21 protein-coding genes and 1 pseudogene are annotated in these 18,101 nt (G+C 55.0%); 9 read left to right on the top strand and 13 right to left on the bottom strand.

From position 1 onward, the window contains the following. Positions 1-26: 26 nt before the first annotated feature. From CLU92_RS07005 to CLU92_RS27430, 7 genes are read right to left on the bottom strand one after another with little or no spacing between them, the layout of a single operon-like run. Positions 27-530: a plastocyanin/azurin family copper-binding protein gene (locus CLU92_RS07005; RefSeq protein ID WP_373918910.1), complete on the bottom strand. Its 504-nt coding sequence runs from the start codon at positions 528-530 to the stop codon at positions 27-29. A gap of 41 nt (positions 531-571) precedes the next feature. Continuing rightward, a complete protein-coding gene (locus tag CLU92_RS07000) occupies positions 572-1,471 on the bottom strand; it encodes a copper resistance D family protein (protein ID WP_071080250.1) in 900 nt (299 codons plus the stop codon). Beyond that, positions 1,472-1,840, bottom strand: a complete 369-nt coding sequence (locus CLU92_RS06995) for a copper resistance CopC family protein (RefSeq protein ID WP_071080248.1) — start codon at positions 1,838-1,840, stop codon at positions 1,472-1,474. A 21-nt stretch (positions 1,841-1,861) separates the two neighbouring features. Beyond that, positions 1,862-2,191, bottom strand: coding sequence for a copper-binding protein (locus CLU92_RS06990; RefSeq protein WP_071080246.1), 330 nt, complete (start codon positions 2,189-2,191; stop codon positions 1,862-1,864). Positions 2,192-2,215: 24 nt separating this feature from the next. Further along, positions 2,216-3,607 (bottom strand): multicopper oxidase family protein, encoded by a 1,392-nt coding sequence (locus CLU92_RS06985; protein WP_071080244.1) that lies wholly within the window; start codon positions 3,605-3,607, stop codon positions 2,216-2,218. Continuing rightward, a complete protein-coding gene (locus CLU92_RS06980) occupies positions 3,604-4,989 on the bottom strand; it encodes a TolC family protein (RefSeq protein ID WP_071080242.1) in 1,386 nt (461 codons plus the stop codon). The genes CLU92_RS06985 and CLU92_RS06980 overlap by 4 nt, the downstream gene beginning before the upstream one ends. A 1-nt stretch (position 4,990) precedes the next feature. Further along, positions 4,991-5,344 (bottom strand): hypothetical protein, encoded by a 354-nt coding sequence (locus CLU92_RS27430; RefSeq protein ID WP_139174853.1) that lies wholly within the window; start codon positions 5,342-5,344, stop codon positions 4,991-4,993. Between the two features lie 459 nt (positions 5,345-5,803). On the opposite strand from CLU92_RS27430, the gene CLU92_RS06975 reads away from it, so the two are divergent. Then, the gene (locus CLU92_RS06975) at positions 5,804-6,232 is read left to right on the top strand and encodes a DUF4440 domain-containing protein (protein ID WP_081344995.1); all 429 of its coding nucleotides are present in this window, start codon (positions 5,804-5,806) and stop codon (positions 6,230-6,232) included. A 39-nt stretch (positions 6,233-6,271) separates the two neighbouring features. Here the strand turns inward: CLU92_RS06975 and CLU92_RS06970 are convergent, their stop codons facing one another. Then, the gene (locus CLU92_RS06970) at positions 6,272-6,616 is read right to left on the bottom strand and encodes a CzcE family metal-binding protein (protein WP_081344994.1); all 345 of its coding nucleotides are present in this window, start codon (positions 6,614-6,616) and stop codon (positions 6,272-6,274) included. A gap of 554 nt (positions 6,617-7,170) precedes the next feature. Here CLU92_RS06970 and CLU92_RS06965 point away from each other — a divergent pair. From CLU92_RS06965 to CLU92_RS06930, 8 genes are all read left to right on the top strand, one after another. Then, complete coding sequence (locus CLU92_RS06965) at positions 7,171-7,497, top strand: helix-turn-helix transcriptional regulator (protein WP_101481279.1); 327 nt, start codon at positions 7,171-7,173, stop codon at positions 7,495-7,497. Positions 7,498-7,554: 57 nt separating this feature from the next. Continuing rightward, positions 7,555-8,055, top strand: coding sequence for an arsenate reductase ArsC (locus CLU92_RS06960; protein WP_071080240.1), 501 nt, complete (start codon positions 7,555-7,557; stop codon positions 8,053-8,055). Positions 8,056-8,124: 69 nt separating this feature from the next. Continuing rightward, positions 8,125-8,634 carry an arsenate reductase ArsC gene (locus CLU92_RS06955; RefSeq protein ID WP_071080239.1) on the top strand — a complete coding sequence of 170 codons (510 nt, stop codon included), beginning with the start codon at positions 8,125-8,127 and terminating at the stop codon, positions 8,632-8,634. Then, positions 8,628-9,911 (top strand): arsenic transporter, encoded by a 1,284-nt coding sequence (locus tag CLU92_RS06950; protein WP_071080238.1) that lies wholly within the window; start codon positions 8,628-8,630, stop codon positions 9,909-9,911. Before CLU92_RS06955 ends, CLU92_RS06950 begins: the two co-directional genes overlap by 7 nt. A gap of 14 nt (positions 9,912-9,925) precedes the next feature. Next, positions 9,926-10,357, top strand: coding sequence for an arsenate reductase (glutaredoxin) (gene arsC, locus CLU92_RS06945; RefSeq protein WP_139174851.1), 432 nt, complete (start codon positions 9,926-9,928; stop codon positions 10,355-10,357). Further along, a complete protein-coding gene (arsH, locus tag CLU92_RS06940; protein ID WP_071080235.1) occupies positions 10,350-11,093 on the top strand; it encodes an arsenical resistance protein ArsH in 744 nt (247 codons plus the stop codon). Before arsC ends, arsH begins: the two co-directional genes overlap by 8 nt. A gap of 78 nt (positions 11,094-11,171) precedes the next feature. Beyond that, the gene (locus tag CLU92_RS06935) at positions 11,172-11,831 is read left to right on the top strand and encodes an NADPH-dependent FMN reductase (RefSeq protein ID WP_218973449.1); all 660 of its coding nucleotides are present in this window, start codon (positions 11,172-11,174) and stop codon (positions 11,829-11,831) included. 103 nt (positions 11,832-11,934) lie between these two features. Continuing rightward, the gene (locus tag CLU92_RS06930) at positions 11,935-12,420 is read left to right on the top strand and encodes an arsinothricin resistance N-acetyltransferase ArsN1 family B (protein WP_071080234.1); all 486 of its coding nucleotides are present in this window, start codon (positions 11,935-11,937) and stop codon (positions 12,418-12,420) included. Between the two features lie 42 nt (positions 12,421-12,462). On the opposite strand, the gene CLU92_RS06925 is transcribed toward CLU92_RS06930, so the two are convergent. From CLU92_RS06925 to CLU92_RS06905, 5 genes and pseudogenes are all read right to left on the bottom strand, one after another. Next, positions 12,463-13,890 carry a heavy metal sensor histidine kinase gene (locus CLU92_RS06925; protein WP_071080233.1) on the bottom strand — a complete coding sequence of 476 codons (1,428 nt, stop codon included), beginning with the start codon at positions 13,888-13,890 and terminating at the stop codon, positions 12,463-12,465. After that, on the bottom strand, positions 13,887-14,558 hold the full coding sequence (locus CLU92_RS06920) for a heavy metal response regulator transcription factor (RefSeq protein WP_071080232.1): 672 nt from the start codon (positions 14,556-14,558) through the stop codon (positions 13,887-13,889). Before CLU92_RS06920 ends, CLU92_RS06925 begins: the two co-directional genes overlap by 4 nt. Before the next feature lie 156 nt (positions 14,559-14,714). After that, complete coding sequence (locus CLU92_RS28165) at positions 14,715-15,143, bottom strand: tyrosine-type recombinase/integrase (RefSeq protein ID WP_242428562.1); 429 nt, start codon at positions 15,141-15,143, stop codon at positions 14,715-14,717. 112 nt (positions 15,144-15,255) lie between these two features. Beyond that, a pseudogene (locus tag CLU92_RS28160) lies at positions 15,256-16,212 on the bottom strand (transposase); the annotation flags it as partial. Next, complete coding sequence (locus tag CLU92_RS06905) at positions 16,098-18,014, bottom strand: DUF4158 domain-containing protein (protein WP_071080229.1); 1,917 nt, start codon at positions 18,012-18,014, stop codon at positions 16,098-16,100. The gene CLU92_RS06905 and the pseudogene CLU92_RS28160, both read right to left, overlap by 115 nt. Between the last annotated feature and the right edge of the window lie 87 nt (positions 18,015-18,101).

Raw genomic sequence — 18,101 nt, 5'->3', positions numbered from 1 at the left:
TGAACATTCCCGCCGAATGAAGTCATCTATTTGGCAGAAACCACTACCTGCCCCTTCATGCCCGCCTCAAAGTGGCCGGGTTGTAAGCACGCAAATTCCACTTTGCCGGCTTTGTCGAACTGCCAGACAATGGTTCCCGATTTTCCAGGCGTCAAGGTCACCTGATTGGGTTCCGCATGCTCCATCTCCGGAAACTTTGCCATTTGTTGGGCATGTTCTTTCAACTCGCTCTCAGAACCAATGACCATCTCATGCTTGATCTTGCCGGAATTGTTGACGACAAAGCGAATGGTCTCGCCCCGTTTCACGGCAATAGACGCTGGGTTAAAGCGCATGGTGTCGTTCATATCGACAGTGACGGTACGCGTCGCTTTTTTCGGGTCGCCCGCCTTGCCGACAAGAGATACGCTCTGCTCATTTGCGCCATGCTGATGACCACCATGTGCTGCCGGGCTGCTATCCGGTACCGCAGCATTGCTGAAAGTGCTCAAGCTGGCCAGTAACATTATTGCAATTGCATTTGAGGTCATCTTTTTCATATCGTACTCCCTTGTAGAAAACCGTCGCGACATTACATCGCGGTAGGTGGTTGTTGAGTGGTAAGAATTGCCGCCGCAAACAGTGCACCGAGCAGTAGCAAGGTCTCTACTTGTAAAACAACTCTCACCAGAGTGACGCCGCGGGAGGAGCGGGAGGCGGCAGGCAATCCAAGAAATTTGTTGTAGCCGCCCAAGACGATGGCCAGGAAGACCATTGCAACTTTGACCAGCAAAGTGATGCCATAGGTGGTATGAACAAGATGCTCTGAACTCCCCACACGGTGCCAGGCGCTGTAGATACCAGTAGCAACAATGGCAACTACTGCAAGCATTGCGGCCTGGGACATCAGTTCGAGGTATTGATCGATGGACCCCGTATCAAATGTCCTTATCCGCGTCTCATGTAGAACAAACCAGCCGGACACCATCACCGCACCAGTCCATAGGCCGATGGCAAAAAAATGAATCGCTTCAACCGCTAGCGGAATAGTCCAGAAGCCTTCCTCGCCCGCATGCCCCATGGACGCCCGTGTTGCAGAAAAAGTAGCCAAAAGCAGAACGACAGCAATATCGCTGCTGCGGCCGACTCCGCCTGTTAATCGAACAAAAAAGAGAACAAGCATCGCCACAACAATGGCGCAGCCTGCATGTCCGTAGTCGGTTGTAGACACCATCATCCAAAACATCGGGCACGCTTCGCGTAGCCCTACACCTCCCATGACCGCCGTCGCGCTCAATAGTGCCGATGCACTACCAACCATGCTGATTGCCGCTGCCATCAAGTCAAGTTTGCGCAGCGCTGGTTCGAAATGATCATGATCGACACCGCTAGAACGCATCCAGTAACGTGCAAACCATGATCCGACGAGCCAGGCAAAGCCGAAGTTCAGCAGCAAAGCTGAACTGACTTGCAACAGCGAGACTGCATCCATTTATTTCACCGTGAACTTAAAGTCGCCTTTGCGACGGTGTCCATCGTGCCCTGCAACTGCCCAGCTCACGGTATAGGCGCCAGCATTCAATGTCGGTACTTCCAAGCGTAAGATGGCCGGATTTACTGCATCAACCTTTGCCTTGTCTGCAGCAACGGCTTTGCCTTCGCCATCGCTCAGAGTGATTGAGCTAAAGGCTTCTTCCACCTTCTCGTTGAAGGTCAGCGCAATCTCCTTTGGTGCAACTGCCAGGGAGGCACCTGCCTCGGGATTGGAGCTCTTCAAGCTCGCATGTGCCAAGGCAAATGGGGTAGCCAGCGTTGCCGCCACAATGGATGTGGCAAGAATCATTTTCCGCAGTGTCTTCATGTTCAACTCTCTTTGTTAAATTTACTTTACTGCTTCGATGGAAGTGACCGTGAGTGCACCGTTAACTTTTTCCACCACGAAACGTACCTTGTCGCCTTGTTTGACCTTGTCGAGCATCGACGGCTCTTTGACCTTGAACATCATGGTCATCCCTGGCATGCCCAAGTTCTTCAGCTCGCCATGTTTGATGGTAAGCTTGCCGGCGTCCTTATCCACTTTCTTGATTTCCCCTTCGCTCATCGCGTCTTGCGTCGCGGAGGCGCTCTGCTGCTGGGCGAGCGCCACGGAGGTCGTTGCCACGGATGACAGGCCAATCAAGGTTGCCAATACAACTTTGTGCAGGTTTTTCATGATGTTTCCTTTCAGTTAAAAAAACTAGTGACCGCTATGCCCGGTCGGTTTACGAACCGTAACTTCAATATTGGGTTTGTTCATCGTTGGCATCGACTGCCCCCCAGCGTTAGTTGCACGTTCTGGCTCAGGAAGGGTACCCGTCCACTCGTATGCCACGGTTCCGGCCGGATGCTTGTACCAGCCAGGATCGGAGTAGTCGCCGCGCTTCTGGTCCTTGCGCACCTTCAATACGGTAAACATTCCCCCCATCTCAACCCCACCGAACGGTCCTTCACCCGTCATCATCGGTAAAGTATTATCTGGCAGCGGCATTTCCATGCCTCCCATGGAGCCGCCCTTGTCGCCCATCACCATATATTCAGGGACGATTTTGTTAATTTTTTCAGCAACGCCACGGTGGTTGACGCCAATCATTGTCGGTACCGAATGGCCCATTGCATTCATGGTATGGTGGGATTTATGGCAGTGAAGTGCCCAGTCACCCAGATCAGTAGCGACGAACTCGATGGCGCGCATTTGCCCAACTGCGACATCGGTGGTGACTTCAGGCCAGCGAGACGCCGGTGGTGTCCAGCCGCCATCCGTACCGGTGACGAAAAACTCATGGCCATGTATATGAATAGGGTGATTCGTCATCGTCAGGTTACCGACACGGATGCGTACCTTGTCACCTTGGCGCACAGGCAATGAATCAATGCCGGGGAAGACGCGGCTATTGAATGTCCACAGGTTGAAGTCCAGCATGGTGTTGATCTTCGGCGTATAGCTTCCCGGCTCCACGTCATACGCGTTGAGCAGGAAAACGAAATCACGGTCCACAGCATGGAGCGATGGATCCTTTGGATGGGTCACCCAGAAACCCATCATCCCCATCGCCATCTGGGCCATCTCGTCGGCGTGGGGATGATACATGAACGTACCTGGCCGTTTGGCCTCGAATTCGTAGACGAAAGTCTTTCCAGGAGCGATACCCGGTTGCGTAAGGCCCGTGACGCCATCCATGCCGTTCGGCAAGCGCTGGCCATGCCAATGAACACTGGTGTGCTCAGGTAGCTTGTTCGTCACGAAGATGCGTACCCGGTCACCCTCGACCACTTCAATTGTCGGACCTGGGGATTGGCCGTTATAGCCCCACAGGTTGGCTTTCATCCCTGGTGCAAGTTCACGCACCACGGGTTCGGCCACCAGATGGAATTCTTTTACACCGTTTTTCATCCGCCATGGCAATGACCAGCCATTCAGGGTCACGACCGGATTGTAGGGCCGGCCAGTGGGTGGCGCCGAGGGGATGTGCGTCTTGGCATTGTCCATCAACATTGCCTCAGGCAATGACGCGGCACCAGCCTTGCTCACGGCAGCGGCGCTTACCGCTACAGCACCTGCACCTCTGAAAAAGTCTCTACGTGAAATCATGGCATGGCCCTTGTATCGTTCGTACTTCCACCGTTGATGGTGGACTGAAGTTTGGTTTCTGCTATCCAAAAGTCGCGCTGGGTTTCGATGGCTGTGTTCACGCTCACCAGTTGCTCACGCGAGTCCGCCAGTAATTCGAAAACGCTGGCAAGCATCCCGTTGTAGCGAAGCAGAACCTCGTCGGATATTTTTTTCCGCAATGGCACGACATCGTCGCGATAATGACGGGCGATGTCATAGCTAGTGCGGTATGCGGAGTAGGCCTCCCGCACCTCTGAGCGTGCCCGTACGGCAGTGTCGGTGGTGCGATGGACGGACTGCATATAGAGCGCTTCCGCCCGCGCCACCTTGGCGCCACCCCAATCGAAGATCGGTAGTTCGAGGGAAATCTGGTAACCGTTCTCGCGTGGCAAGCCTGTCGTACTCTTGTTGGTGTAGCCTGCGTCAAAGACGTTGATGAAGCCAGTTGCCTTTGTTAAGCCGAGTGCTGCGGCCATCGCTTCGGTTTCGCGGCGGGCCGACAGCATATCGAGGCGTTGTGACATGGCCTGTGCTTCCGCATTGTTCGTTTCCCGCGGCTTTTCCGGCAGGGGGGGCAATCTGTCTGGCAATACAAAGTTTTGTTGCTCACCCCATAGGCCAAGGAGGCGAATGAGCTGCTCACGCGTCGCTGTTGCTTCATGCTTTGTCCTCGCCAACTGTGTCAACGCATCTTGGTAAAACGCACGCTCACGGGCCTGGTCAAGTGTGCTCCAGTTTCCGACCTTGGTCATGCTGTCGGCGAGCTGCGATGATGCCTCGGCGGCGCCGCGCACTTGCCCCGCGAAAGCGGCCGATTGGGCCGCCGCAACGGCCATAAAATATGCCCGACGTGTCTCTGCCGCCAACTGCACAGCCTGAGCAGCTGTTAGCAACTTGGCTTGTTCAAAGCGTCCTTGCTCAATGCGTCGACGCGTGGGCAGCGTCAGCAAACCTACAATGTCAAACATCACACTGCGATCGATTTCCGCGTCGCCACCGCCGCTGACGCGGCCGAAACTAAAACTAGGATTGCGCATCCGTCCAGCTTGCACAAACTCAGCCTCCGAGACCCCCAATTCGGCGAAGGAGACCTTCAGCGCTGCATTATTGAGAAGCGCAATCTGGACCGCAGACTCTGGCGTAAGGGGTGCGGACAGCAAGGTCTGCACCTGAGTAGCGGAATGCTGGCCGTCTTTCAGGCTCTCTTTCGTGAAGGGCTTGACTTGTCCAATTCGCTCTTGCGTTAGCTGAGAGACATCATTTAAGCCACCATCCGGTGAAAAGCTGGCGCATCCGGCAAGAAATACCACACCGAACACAGCAGCTACCCGATTGGGCACTGGCAACGATAATCGCTTCATGTCATTTGCCTTTCATGTTCATTTGATGGCCTTTGTGCGGATCGCTGGCCGAAGACGGCTTGGAGTTTTCCGGGCCTTTTGCACTGGGTGCCATTTCCATCGACATATCCCCTTGAGCTCCATGGTGAGAGCCTCCTGTCACATCCTGATTTGCTTGAATCCAGGCCTTATCTGGAGATGTTTGGGACTCCCCAATCGGCTTAACATCAGCAAAAGCGGAGACATATTTCAGCGGCGGCACCGTAGCGTTAGCATCTGTCACCGCCGCAGTGGCACTAGCGGGCTGAGCGGACTGTGCATAGACAACCGGCGAGAAGCTAACCGTTGCCAGAAGCAATAAGTGGAAGCGTTGCATGAGTCTCTTTCAAAATTGACTGGTAATTGGGTGGATACAGCACGAGGTGAGGCGAACGCCAGTGCATGATTTCAGCAAGCGGCGGGGAAAGTGGTGTGAAGGGAGCTCAAGGGGCGCGAGGAACGAGTAATGACCATTGTCAGCTCCGTGGCGTTGCCTCCAAAGGTAGGGCAAGGCGTACGCTATCCTGTACCTTACCTGGGCCAGGTTGCTTACAATGCGCGTGAGCATGAAATTCATCTGCAGTATCTTCCCTGTGATGGTCAACCGAGTTGCTTGTACATTTCCAGAACCACCCGAAATGAAATTGCTTCCTCACGCTACACCTTCCAATGAACGGAAGGTCAAGCGAATTTCAGTTTGCCAGAGTATTTTCACTTCCACCTTGCCACAATCACCGCCCGCTGATTTAATTGCACCAATGCAATTCATCATATAAACAAAAACACTGGAGACCTTGTGCGCCAACTGACTTCCCTTCTCGCTATTTCCATATTCAGTCTTCCCCTATACGCCGCCACACCAACTGAAACCGTTGCCGCATTTCACGAGGCACTCGCCAGCGGCAATTCCGAGCACGCGAGCACTTTGCTTAGCCCGGAAATTAAAATCTACGAATCTGGGCATGTTGAGCGTTCACGTGATGAATACGCTGGCCATCACCTGCCAGCCGATACCGCCTTTGCTAAGGCCACTAAAAGCAAAGTCCTAAAACAAAACGAACGTATTGACGGAAACCTGGCCGTCGTGATGCAGGAAACAGAGACCACAGGACAATTTCAGGGCAAAAATGTGCACTTATTCGGCACTGAAACAGCTTTGCTCGAAAAACAGGGCGATCAATGGGTCATCTTTCATCTGCACTGGTCGTCCCGCAAATCTCAGTAACTTCATGAGCCAGCAGTACACTGGCGGGCGTACATGTAGTTAGTTGGCGTAGGTCGGGTTAGGTGCCACATACACACGTACGCCGTGGGTATTCACGCCAGACGGCGCAATTGCCGAAAAGTCAAAGCTCGAATTGGCTCGCAGTGTATCGAACTGCCAAGTGAACGTCTTACCATCCACATCAAACTTGACGACGTCGCCCTGGGCGACATTCACATACTTCGTAGTCGATGAAATCGTGATAGTGCGCGTGGCGGCCGGCGCCGGAGCAGCACTGCCAAACGCAGGATTCGAGTGCATTTCGCCTTGGTGTGCCATCGCGGCGAGGGGGCTGAGCGCGATGACAGCGAAAACGGCGATGATGTTTGCTTTGAGGGATTTCATTGGAATGTCCTTATTTTTCAGGTGCGGGTGAATGAGGTTGCGGATCCGATGAAGCTATTCTACGTAGGTGACCCGCACACCCGAATGACGGAAACATTACATTTACATTACAGAAACCTTAATAATTTGATTAAGGTAGTAGGTTCGAAGTGGAACCGCGACTTTCTTGCGGCAACATGCTAGGCGCAGCAATGGTTTATCAAGAGTAGGTCGAGTGTGAAGATAGGCATGCCGTCGTTGCAGCCGCCAAGCATTCGCTTTAAGCGCTATCAGCCAATCGCCTTTGCTACCGCCATTTGATTGAGCAGCTTATTACCTCTCGATAAGTCGTTTGTCGCCAGATACGTGCGATACCAAAGTTTCCAACGTGCTGAGAGACACATACCTCTGCCACTCTGTACGAAGATTCAGCTAATTGGTATGTCGACACGTCTGGAGAAGACCCGGACGACAAGAGTTCCGTACCAAGGTGAATCATAGCCGCGCATAAAAATAGGTTTACATTAATTTCATAATTCGATTATTATGGAATTATGAAATTAAAAGGAGTGCACATGGAAACTAAAAATGTCATCGCTGCGTTGGCGGCACTGGCACAGGAGTCACGCCTGGCCATCTTTCGCTTGCTTGTCCAGACCGGACCGCAAGGGATGGCGGCAACGAAGATTGCCGAACAGCTGGGCATCCCGCCATCTTCCCTGTCATTTCACTTGAAGGAACTGGTGCACGCGGACCTGATCGTGCCGCGCCAAGATGGACGCTTTGTCATCTACGCCGCGCATATCGACAGCCTGAATGCCCTGATCGGCTTTTTGACCGAAAACTGCTGCGGCGGCGCGCCTTGCACTACTGCGCAAGGCGCAGCCTGTGATGCCGCATGAATCCAAACGTACAAATTGAATCGCCCCCCCACCAACGCAGTGATTAAAGGAGTCGTCATGATCGACAAAGTGTACAACGTGTTGTTCCTCTGTACCGGCAACTCAGCCCGTAGCGTGATGGCCGAGGCGCTGGTCTCCAACATGGGCAAGGGCCGCTTCCGTGGCTTTTCGGCTGGCAGCCACCCGGGCGGCAGCGTCAACCCATTCGCCATTGAGCAAATTGAAGCGACCGGCTATCCGCTCGACAAACTGCGCAGCAAGAGTTGGGATGAATTCGGTACCGCAGACGCACCGCACATGGATTTCATCATTACTGTGTGCGACAACGCCGCCGGCGAAGTCTGCCCATATTGGCCAGGTCATCCGCTCTCAGCGCATTGGGGTTTCGAAGACCCGGCTGCAGCTACTGGCACTGATGCAGAAAAGCGCGAGGTATTCCATAAGGTGTTCCGGCAGATCATGACCCGGATGAACGTTTTCGTCAGTTTGCCGCTGCACATGCTCGAAAAAAACGCGATCCAGCACGAAATCAAAGCCATCGGGCAAAGCGCAGTCTGATGGGCGAGCGTCTCGGCATGCCCACAGATCACGGGCATGCCTTACTTTTCACTCTTTTGCGATAATTTCATGAACGTTCTTTTTTTGTGTACTGGCAACTCTTGCCGCTCCATCCTGGCAGAAGCGACTTTCAATCATCTGGCGCCGGCAGACTGGCGTGCGCTGAGCGCAGGCAGTCATCCGGCCGGGGCGCTGCACCCAGGAGCACTGGCGTTGCTGGCCAAGGAGCAGATATCGACCCAAGGGTATTACAGCAAGTCCTGGGACGCTCTGCCTTCCGTGCCCGATATCGTCATCACCGTGTGTGCCAACGCCGCTGGCGAGACGTGCCCGGCCTACCTGGGCCCAGTGCTTCGTAGCCACTGGGGTGTAGACGATCCTGGCCATGTCACGGGGACAGATGCAGAAAAGGACGCTGCTTTCCAGGTGACGTATGGCATTTTGCGCGCACGCATCGAGGCTTTCTTCGCCTTGCCGCTAGAGCAGCTGCGGCATGACCCTGTACGCCTGAAAGCTGAAGTCGACAACATTTCCAGTGTCTTTGCCCCGGCTGCCCCCAAGGAGGCACTCGTATGTTGACTGCTTTCCTGATTTTCTTGGCGACTCTGGTACTGGTTATCTGGCAGCCGCGTGGCCTGGGTATTGGCTGGAGCGCGGCCATCGGCGCTGGCGTCGCGCTGCTGGCTGGCGTCATCCAGTTGTCGGACATTCCCGTCGTCTGGCACATCGTATGGAATGCAACCGGCACGTTTATCGCCGTCATCATCATTAGCCTGCTGCTCGACAAGGCCGGTTTCTTCGAATGGGCCGCATTGCACGTGGCACGCTGGGGTGGCGGCAGCGGTCGCAAGCTGTTTGTCTTGCTGGTCCTGTTGGGCGCCGCCGTCGCAGCCCTGTTTGCCAACGATGGCGCCGCGCTGATTTTGACACCCATCGTGATCGCCATGCTGCTGGAATTGAAGTTTTCAGCCAAGGCGACCTTGGCGTTCGTGATGGCGGCCGGCTTTATCGCCGACACGGCCAGCCTGCCGCTGGTGGTGTCGAACCTGGTCAATATCGTTTCTGCCGACTATTTCAAGATCGGCTTTGCCGAGTATGCGGCTGTGATGGTACCGGTCAACGCGGTGGCAGTGATAGCGACCTTGCTTGTACTGATGTGGTTTTTCCGCAAGGACATCCCGCAAGACTATGACGTCTCCCAGCTCAAACGTCCCGGTGCCGCGATCCGCGACATGGCGACCTTCAAGGCCGGCTGGCTGGTCCTGGCGCTGCTGCTGATCGGCTTTTTCTGGCTGGAGAGCCTGGGCGTGCCGATCAGTGCCGTGGCCGCCGTCGGCGCCGCGCTGTTGCTGGCTGTCGCCGCCAAAGGCCATGTGATACCCACGCGCGAAGTCATCCGCAATGCGCCATGGCAGATCGTTGTTTTTTCTCTGGGCATGTACCTGGTCGTATATGGCCTGCGCAACGCGGGCCTGACCGGCTACTTGACTGGCGTACTCAATTACTTTGCCCAATATGGTGTGTGGGGAGCGGCCATGGGCACCGGCGTGCTGACGGCTGTTCTGTCCTCGATTATGAACAATATGCCGACGGTGCTAATCGGCGCCTTGTCGATCGATCCGACCTCGGCGCAAGGCGCCGTGCGCGAGGCGATGATTTATGCCAATGTCATAGGCAGTGACCTGGGACCGAAAATTACCCCAATCGGCAGCCTGGCGACTCTGCTGTGGCTGCATGTCCTCGACAGTAAGAAGATTCACATCTCCTGGGGTTATTACTTCCGCGTCGGCATTGTCCTCACCTTGCCTGTGTTGCTGGTGACACTGGCTGCGCTGGCACTGCGCCTCAGTTATTAAAGAAAGGATTCATCATGGATATCACTATTTATCACAACTCGGCCTGTGGCACTTCGCGCAACACCCTGGCGTTGATCCGCAATACTGGCACTGAGCCGCAGGTCATCGAATACCTGCAGCAACCGCCAATGCGCGAGATCCTGGTCGATTTGATTGCCCGTGCTGGCTTGAGCGTGCGCGAGGCCATTCGCCAGAAAGGTACGCCGTACCTGGAACTGGGTCTCGACCAGGCCCAAATCAGCGACGAGGCACTGTTGGACGCCATGCTGGCCCATCCCATCCTCATCAATCGTCCGTTCGTGGTCACGCCGCTTGGCGTGCGCCTATGCCGCCCATCTGAGTTGGTGCTTGACATTCTGCCCTTGCCGCAACTGGGCGCGTTTGCCAAAGAAGACGGCGAGGCGGTCATCGATGCGCAAGGAAAGCGGGTGGTGCCCCATGCATAAGCTCACGGATAACTTGCCCAACGTCAGCGCCGCGCACCTCGATACGCCGACGGTTGATAAACTTGTGCCGGCGACGGTGGCAACGCATCCGCCGCGCATCCTCTTGCTGTACGGCTCGCTACGTGAACGCTCGTTCAGCCGCTTGCTGACACTGGAGGCGGAGCGCCTGCTGCAGCACTTTGGCGCTGAAACGCGGGTCTTCGATCCGCATGGCTTGCCCATGGTCGACAGCGTCAGCCCGGACCATCCCAAGGTGCAGGAGCTGCGCGAGTTGTCGCTCTGGTCGGAAGGCCAGGTTTGGTGCAGCCCGGAGCGCCATGGCGCTGTGACGGGTGTATTCAAGTCACAGATCGACTGGCTGCCGCTGGAAATGGGTAGCGTGCGTCCCACACAGGGGCGCACCCTGGCGGTAATGCAAGTCTCTGGCGGCTCACAATCGTTCAACGCCGTCAACGGCTTGCGCGTGCTGGGCCGCTGGATGCGCATGGTGACCATCCCGAACCAGTCGTCCGTTGCCAAGGCATACCAGGAGTTCGACGACAACGACCGAATGAAGCCGTCGCCGTACTACGACCGCCTGGTCGACGTCATGGAGGAGCTGTATAAATTCACCCTGGTGGTGCGCGATCGCTCGGATTACCTGACTAGCCGCTATAGCGAGCGCAAGGAATCCATGCCGGCCGAAGTACACGCCCTCGCCGAAGCGGCCATGGATCTCGAGACGCCAAGCAAATAGGCTGTTTTCACGTTGGCCCGCTCCCCCGGGTCGTCACTGCACTATGACATAGCCGAAGTTTTGGCTGAAAAGGGTAAGATGAAGATGAAAATTCTGGTGTTTCTCGGTTCTATTCGCACCAGCATACCGCCCCTGCCAGCGCGCGTGGGCGAACGCGTCGCCAAGGCCTGCGCGGCGCAGTGCAGCCGTGATGGTCACAATGTGGTGCTCATTGATCCACTTGATTACGACCTGGGTGACGTGTTCAAGCCACACTTTTCCTATGCGCAGGGGCGGGCGCCCCTGCCGTTGGAGCAACTGGCAAGTGAGATTGCCGGCGCCGATGGGTATGTGATGGTTAGTCCTGAATACAATCATTCAATGAGTCCGGCACTGATGCATTTACTGAACCACTTTGGCGGTTCCCTGTTTGCCTTCAAGCCCAGCGCCATCGTCACCTATTCGGCGGGCCAGTGGGGTGGTGTGCGGGCGGCGGTGGGCATGCGCGCTTTTCTGTCCGAGCTGGGCTGTTTGCCGGTGTCGGCCATGATCCATATTCCGGCCGCACACACTGTTTTCGCCGCCGACGGCAGCTTTGCGCCCGAAGTCGACAGCATGCGCTGGGTTTCCTATATCGAGCGCACCTTTTCCCAGTTGATCTGGTGGGCCGAGGCCGCAGGACGGGAGCGGGCCCGCTCGGGAGGAACAGGGCCTTCACCAGCTTTTCTGCGCGATCCTACTCAACGCAATGCGCCGTGAGGCCACATATGATGGACCATTGCTAGGATGACACTTTAGGGGGCCGTGCGCAGTTTGCTGCCGTGCTCCTTGCTGCCACTTCACGTCTATTTGGATCCCGCTGATGATTCGACTTGCCACTACCGCCGATGCTGCTGCGATCGCCACGATATACAACCATTACGTTAGCAGCTCCACCATCACGTTTGAAGAGGAGATAGTCGCCATCGATGAGATGGCCCAGCGCATCGCCTCTGTGGGTGGGCAGTTGCCGTGGTACGTCTTTGAACGCGACGGAGAGATAGTCGGCTACGCTTACGCAACGCCCTGGCGTGCCCGCAGCGCCTATCGCTTTTCGGTCGAGTCAACGGTGTACGTGGCGCACGATGGTGTCGGTCAGGGCATCGGCCGACAGCTTTACAGTACCCTGATCGAGGAGCTCCGCCACCGCCAACTGCAGGTGGTCATTGGTGGTATTGCGCAGCCCAATGAAGCTAGCGTTGCTTTGCACGAGCGCCTAGGATTTGAGAAGGTGGCTATGTTCAAGCGGGTTGGCTGTAAATTTGATCAGTGGATTGATGTGGGATACTGGGAGCTGCAGCTTGCGTAGTTAACCGCTGAGCACAAGATTTCTGTCCTCAAAAATGCGTTTTCAGCGCTTCACTGTTTCGATCGATACTGTCGTGTCAGGAAAAAATAGCGTGAATTGGGTAACTCCATCAAGCTCACTCGTAACACTGGCACGGCCATGGTGAAGCGTCATGATGGATTTGACGATTGAAAGACCCAAGCCAGCGGAGGCTGACGTACTGGCCCTCGATTTATCGGAACGGTAGAACCGGTCAAACAACCGCGGCAGGTGTTCTTGCGCGATGCCTGGGCCAGGATTGGAAACAGAAACTACGGCCCCGTCGTCGTCCTCTATCGCCTTGAGCAAGATAGTTTCGCCCTTCGGCGTGTACCGAAGGGCGTTCGATACAAGGTTGCTCACCGCGCGGCGAAGCAGGAGTCCATCAGCAAGCACTTTACCAGTGGCGATGACGATGAATGATATCCCGGCGTCGGACGCTGGCCCTTCAAAATACTCGGCGATTCGCGTCAGCTCAACATCCATATCAAGCTGTTCAGTTGCTAGCAAAACTTGGTCATGGTCAGCCCGCGCCAAAAATAATATGCTTTCCACCATTCTAGCAAGACGGCCAAACTCCTCGTAGTTAGATGAGAGAAGGTTTTGATATTCCTCCGATTCTCTGGGGTGAGACAGAGCAACTTCTGTTTGAACCATCAGATTGTTGAGCGGCGTACGCAAATCATGTGCCAGGTCATCTGCGAATTGGGAAAGGTTATTAAAGCTATTTTGCAGGCGGTCAAGCACCTCATTGAACGAATCAGCCAGTATCTGGATTTCCTTCGGTGCTGATTTTGCATGCAAGCGCACTTCCAAATTGTGCGCACTGACCTGCTGAGCTTGCTGCGCGATGAGCTTTACTTTGTGCAACGCGCGACGTACTAGTAGAAACCCCAGTAGGGCTGTTAGCACCGCACCAAAGAAGCCCGATGCAAGCACTTTTAACTTGTATGCAGATAGAACAGCTGCGCGGCTCTCTTCGCTTCGGGCGAGCGTGATTTTCACCACGGAACCTGTCGAACCAACGGTACCCAGCGCAGCAATAACTCTTAGGTTGGGTTCGCTATGCCCTAGTGCAGCACGTACGTGAGATGGCTCTGGCATCGTCTCTACCGGCACAGCCCCGCTGGCATGCATGAATGAACGGTCACGGGTATTGCGGGTTAATTCTTCACCGTCTTGTGCCTGCATAACGAGCAAAAAGCCGCCATGCAAATCGACAGCATCTAAAAAACGGTGCGGATCCACACGAATCGACTCTACACTCGGTGTCTCCTCAAGCATATGTCTGATGAACACAATACGGTCGACAAGGTCTGCATCATCCCGTGCTTGGAGCTGCACCGCGAGAGCTTGATAGAGATAGATGCCTAAGGCCGAAAATACAATTGCCGAGATGCAGACGAAGAGCGCCCCCAGCTGCGTGGTGAGAGACCAGTTCTTGGCCTTCATTGTCTATCTTCTAACACATAGCCCATACTCCGAATCGTATGGATCAGTTTTACCTCGAAGGGGTCGTCAATTTTTGCTCGTAGACGGCGTACTGCGACATCCACCACGTTTGTGTCGCTGTCGAAATTCATATCCCATACTTGCGATGCAATCAACGGCCGGGATAAAACTTGTCCGACCCGCTTGGATAGCAAATGCAAAAGTGCAAATTCTTTCGCAGTCAAATCAATCCGAACACCGGCCCGTATGACTCTTCGCTTAGGAATGTCCAGTTCCAGATCGGCAATCTGAAAAATATCAGCTTCTCTGATCGGCCCCCGGCGCAACAACGTTCGAATACGAACAAGCAGCTCAACAAAAGCGAATGGCTTGACTAAGTAATCATCCGCACCAAGCTCCAGACCTTTGATGCGGTCATCGAGTCCATCCCGTGCGGTAAGAAACAGCACAGGCGTATCGACCGTTTTGCGCAACTCAGCAATGATTTGCCAACCATCTAAGCCCGGAAGCATGACGTCAAGCACGATCAGGTCGTAATGGGCAGTCGTGGCAGCGTGAAGTCCGTCGGGCCCAGTTCTCGCCAAGTCAACAACAAAACCAGACTCACTCAGACCTTTCTGAATATATTCGCCCGCCTTTTGCTCGTCCTCAACCACTAATAATCGCATGTCACTTTTCCACTAGTTCAACTGCTGTGTCCACGTTATGCGGATGGTGAAGATCGCCGTCGGTCTCTGTCTTCAGTCTACCTTGGAAAGATGACAATCGTCTAACGCCAGGATTACAATCTTGTCAGAATTAAAGGTCCACCTGCAGCTGTTTAATTACTTGCTATAAAGAGGATACAGGTTTTGTTCGATACGGCGCTGGTTAAAGGGATCTTCCCTGTCGATGTAGCGCATGGCGGATTGGGCGTTTTTCCAGCCCACGTGCTCCATCAGCGTTTTGAGATCCCATCCATTGGCTGTTGCCCAGTTGGCAAAGTCGCGCCGCAGCGAGTGAGCGCTGTACAACTCATGCGCATCAACGCCGGCTTCCTGCAGGATATTACGCAGGAGCGGTACCAGGCTATCGATGTTCAGTCCGTTATCGCTGATGTTGCCCCAGCGATCAATGGCACGAAACACCAGTCCAGCCGTCAATCTCGCCGCAGCGATCCATTCCTCATAAGCGCTGACTGGGCACAGGCGCGATAGCAACGGCACCTTGAAGTTGCCGCCCTTGAACTGGCGATCACCTTTGGTGGGCGGCAAGAAGCAAGTCATCCCTTCACCTTGCGTGACGTGAACATGCTGCGATTTGCAGGCGCGTCAACTCGTCGCCGCGAAACCCGCGCCAGAAACCAAGCAGAAACAAAGCTTTGTTGCGGCGGTACCGCAGCTCCGTGGCCAGTTCATGTCGCACGTTTTCCGCGATGATGCCCTGATTGCCAAAAAACAGCCACTTGATAAATTGGTTGAACTCCTCGCTCTTGTTGGTCGCCGCGTTGATGGTTTTGCGTAGTTCCACGTCACCGATATATTTCAAAAGAAACTCGGTTCGCACAACCCTGCCTAGTTCACGGAAGGCAAAATATAATTTGTTTTTGCGGCTTGACGTGCCAAGTCTGCGCAGGATTGTCGACGGCGTGATCTTGCCGGCCTTGATTGACAACGCGATGCGAAGCATGTCCGGCAAATGGGTTTCGATCAGCTCCCAGTTAATTGACTCGCTGAACAGACCGTTAATATTTTCGTAACGTTTGCCCCGGTCTGGCTTGTAAAATACTAGGCTTTTCAGATTCCGGATGCGGGGCATCAGATTGATCCCCAGCAGATAGGCCAGGCCAAATACTGGAGCGCTTTGCGCATGGGTGTCACCGTGCAAGGTATCGGGCTGAATGTCCGACTCGTTCTTGATCAGTCCATCCAGGATGCAAATCGCCTCGTACACGCCGCACGGGATGAAATGGCTGAACAATGCGATATACATGTCTGAGACGTGGTAGTACCCAATACCGCCATAGCCGCCATAACGGATGTGGTATTCGGACAGCAGGTTCTGCTCGTACATGTTCCACTTAGTTCCGTCTGCCGACGCGCTCTTGCCCGAGCCCCAGTACTTCGGTAGCAGGAATTTGTTGTATGCATTGATGACCTGGACGATGGCCTTTTCCAAGCGCTCTTCTGTAATGTGGTGCAAATTGAGCCAAGCCACCTGTTTACGGCTTAGATCTTTGACTGAACGGGCAGTCTGGGTGGCGCCAAGGTTGCATCCATAGCAAAACAGCGTGGTGATAAAGCGCTTGCGCGGGTCGTCGACTTTGGAATCGAATCCGGACAATGGCCGAACTGTTTATGCAGATCCAGCCACCCCTCCGACTCCACCAAGATGTCTAAGATGTTTTTTTCGGGAAGGCGCGTGGTGAGAATTTTGTCGATTCGTTCCAACGCCTCCGGCTTCGCGTCCTTCGCGTGCTTGCGCAGGATTAACTCCGTGCCGTTCAGATCCACGTGCTCGTTTTCCGGCAAGCCGGCGTCGACGCTCGCCGCGATCGCCGCGAGCGATTGCTTGAGCGCTGCCGAGAATGCCTTTGGCTCGGTCTGCATGCCGAGCATGGCGCCATATTCTTCCACTTGGGCCTGATACAAATCCCAATCGATCAGCTGCGTCCGGTAGTCACTGAAGTGATCGCTATTGGCGACAAACAAATCTCCCGACTGTAGCTCTTGCATCGCCTCGGTCAACACGCACAGTTCAAAATACTTTCGATTCACTTCCGAGACCGCACCGGATCGTTGGCCGGTGACCAGCTTGCGCCATTTTTCCCGTATCCATTTTAGACTGACGTTCGTTTCGGCGATCGACAGGCTTTCGCGATGGCTTTGCCGGTTCGCCAATACAAAGCAGATCGCATCGATGAGGGACCGATCGGCCGATGTCGATTCGAGATTAAGCAGGCTGAGGCAATTTAGCAGCAATGGGCGCTGCGTTTGATAAGGCGCCAACATGAAAGGCAAGTAGTTGTTCCCGGTGTAGGCGATGTGTTCGTCGCACTCGATCAGGAGGTTGCCCGGTTCATCGTGGAAGGCCGCGGCGATGCGTGCCCCCCTGTCCTCGTCCGTTTCGCCCTCCACGAAGGCCTCCAGGACGTCGCGCAGCTGGATAATCAGTTTCTCCGCGCGTTTCTGGTGCTCCAGATAATACTGCCGCAACTTTTCTTCCGCGCCGGTATGAATCTTGCGCAGTTTGCGGATAAACATCTCGACCGCATCGTCAAGAGATTTGCTCATCTGGGCGTGAAATAGTAGCACCATCAGCGCGTAGCGTTTATCGTGTTTGAGCGCCTTCATGTCCGCCACGTCCAGCGCACGGGCCTCATACACATATTGGCTGCGTTTTAGCACGGGGATGTGCGCCACTGCAGGTAGCTCGGCCGCCCAACCCTGGAGCCATTGCAGATGTTCCAGATAGAGTCGCACTTCCGTATTGGTCGGTTTTTTGGGATCCTGTTTGAGCTGCTGCCAACCACTCATCGCCTGCTGCGGCGTCGGCACAAGCATCGCGTCAAACCGTTCTATTAAGGCAGCCGGCAGAGGATCCACGAGCGTTTTAAAATAGCGGTCGTTGACGTCGATGCGTACCGTCAATGCTTTGCGATTGAGGGTGCTGAAAGCAGGCAACTCGAACCGTTGGCGTATCAGCTCTTCGATGACGACGTTGATGATGTCGGCCAGCTCGTGCTTGGTCTGCGCGGCCTCGGTCGCGGCACTCAGAATGGCCTTGTGGGTATCGCTCGTGATCGGCCTGATCCCAACGTATTGTCTGACCGCCTCGATACCTCGTTCTCGGGAATGATGCCGCTTCTCTTCTTCCAGAAGGTCGCGTGCAGAAATGACCCCCACCCCGATTGTCTTGCCGATAAACGAAACAACCGGCACCGGCACTTCATGGAGCATCGGAAAGTAACCCAGGCGCTGGACTGTTTTTAGCAGCAGCGCCAGATAAAGCCTGGCGGGGCCCGTTCGGCCCTTACGGTGGATGAATTTACTTTCCCCTTCGTTGGGCGTATAGACATCCTCAAGCTCGCGTTGCGTGAGTTCTGGCTTGAAGCGGGGGTACGCAGTTTCATGAATGCTGCTCAAGAACGGGCCTCCTTCGTGGTGGCGCCGCCCGCCCTACGCCTGACGCCATTTCGGCACCATTCAGGCGGAGAATGGGAGATGCGGGTC

The sequence above is a fragment of the Janthinobacterium sp. 61 genome, from assembly GCF_002846335.1.
Lineage (GTDB): Bacteria > Pseudomonadota > Gammaproteobacteria > Burkholderiales > Burkholderiaceae_D > Janthinobacterium.
Note: the sequence above shows the minus strand (reverse complement) of the source record. Positions and strands in the feature narration are given on the sequence as shown.